Raw genomic sequence first — 2,190 nt, forward strand, 5'->3', positions numbered from 1 at the left:
GGTAGTACCAGCTATGAGGGCGACCGTCTGTGATCACCTGATAGCCTCCGCCGGGCCAGGGCACGGGATTGGCCGGATCGTGCTGGGCGCGGCTCGGGGTGGCCGCCAGCATCATGAGGGCGCTCGCGATGAGCGCGATAAAGATCGCGCTACGCACGTTCGTGCACTCCTTGTGGGTTCTTCATCATCACAGCGCCAGCATCGCACGGGGCGGCCTCCCCACGAATCGGTCTCTGGTCACAGGGAGCGTGACGGGGCTCACGATGCGTCGTACCTTCGAGACGTGCCCTGCCGTTTCCTGATTGTTCGGAAACGAACACGCCGAACGCTTCGCGCGATTTCTGGCTTCGCACACCTCAACCGCGCTGTTCGGATTATTGGGGACTCGAACAAACGGCCCGCACCTGCACGCGCACGCCCCCCAGCAACACCCAGCCGTCGCCTTCGGTCTCCACGGTCGCAGGCGCGCGCTCGCTTTCGTCTGTCGACGACAGCGAGCGGTTGAGCGCAACATCGGCGTCGGCGCATACGGGAAGCGCCGAGACCAGGCGATGCAGTCGCGCGTCGGCGCCAGCGGGTCCATCGGCGGCTGCGCGGGTGGTTCCCTGAACGCGGGCAAACATCTCGCGGGTGCGCGCCCCCGCCCCCGCATTGGTGAGCGCACGGGCCAGCTCGCCGAAGCGGGTGACCGCCTGTTCGAGAGACTCGTCTGAGAGGCGATGCGTCAGGACGCAGCGCAGGTCGTCCACGGCCTCCTCTCGCCGAGCCGCATCGCTCTGAGCGAGACACTCGACGGCCACGACGCCCTCGTCGAGGCGCTCGAGCCCAAGGGCGGTGCGCACGGTGTCGTAGGCCTCGAGAGCGCGCCAGGTGCTGCCCATCGCGTCAACGAGACGCACCAGATCGTGCCTGGCCCGCTCATACTGCGCAGGCGTGCCGCACTCGGGCCCATACTGGTCGCGCAGATGCTTGAGTCGCGCTTCGTCGTCTAGCCCATCCGGCTTCGCGAACCTGCGCATGCGCGCGAACCAGGAGACCTCTTCGCGCAGCAGCTTCAAATCGTCGGTGCGGCCACACAGCGCCCGCAGATCTTCCACCGCGGTATCGACGAGACCCATCTTCTGACCGCTGTACGTGATGTCATGACCTGCGACCAGCGTGGCCAGGAGCTCCGCGCGCACCTCAGGGCGCAGCGAAGGGGCGTTCTCGTCACGCATCACCGCCGAGATCCACAAGTGCCGATAGCCAATCGCATCAACGCGCTGCAACGCCGGCTCTCCGAATCGCGCGTAGAGATCGCAGGCCTGGGCGTATCGCTGCTCGAGACGGTCGATGTCGCAAAGCTCAGCCTCGGTGAACCTGACGAAAAGCCCGTCTGGCTTGCCGAACGACAAGAGCTGCGACCGAGTCTGTGAGTACATCGTGTAGGCGTCTCGCCCTCCCCTGTCAGAGCTCACGGTGAGGCTGCTGTTGAAGCAGTAGCCCCGCTGCTCGAGAGAACACAGGCCTTCCGCGAACGACCGATCGCGCAATCCGTCGGCGGGTGCCAGCTGCTCGAAGAAAGCCAGGGCGCGCATGTGATCCGGGCTGCCGACGAGCACGCGGCGATCAGCCACATCACCGCCCTCCGCGCCAGCGCGCGGTCTTGCAGTTAGTTCCCCCCCCTGATAGATCAACGAGAGAATCGGGTAGAGGCCACTTCGATCGGTCACGGACGACTGGGTCTCAAACGACCAGCCAACGGCGATGAGGGCCTGCAATGCTGCAGCGGCAGGTACCGGCGTCGCGCCTGTCGCGACGGCCAGGCTGCACGTCGCATCGAGGGCCTGGAGCTCGACCAGGTTCCTCACAAGATGGTGCGACCCGCCGTCGAGTTGCACCACGAGCGTGTCGCGAAATGGCAGAGGTTGACGCATCACAAGCGCAGACGCCTCGCGAGGCGTCAGTGGGGTGCAGGTCACATCATCCCATCCATGTGACACGCTCGCAGAGAACGAAGCCCCTGCGTCTGCGGCGCGTTGCACGACCTGCTCGAGGCCCGCGCGCGTCGACGCGTCGAGTCCGGTGTCGATGGGTTCGTCGCGATGGTGTCGCGGCTTGAGCAAGCCCGCCTGCGCAAGGGTCGGCCACGGATCGGCACTCCTATCGGCAACTGGGGGGGCTGCCGGGGGGGAAGAAGTGGTCCAGCAC

At 66.2% G+C, this 2,190-nt stretch carries 1 protein-coding gene; it reads right to left on the bottom strand.

Annotation, left to right across the window (positions count from 1 at the left end; translation table 11 throughout):
• Positions 1-374 precede the first annotated feature (374 nt).
• Positions 375-2,105, bottom strand: a complete 1,731-nt coding sequence (locus EB084_24140) for a hypothetical protein (GenBank protein NDD31353.1) — start codon at positions 2,103-2,105, stop codon at positions 375-377.
• Between the last annotated feature and the right edge of the window lie 85 nt (positions 2,106-2,190).

The sequence above is a fragment of the Pseudomonadota bacterium genome (assembly GCA_010028905.1).
Lineage (GTDB): Bacteria > Vulcanimicrobiota > Xenobia > RGZZ01 > RGZZ01 > RGZZ01.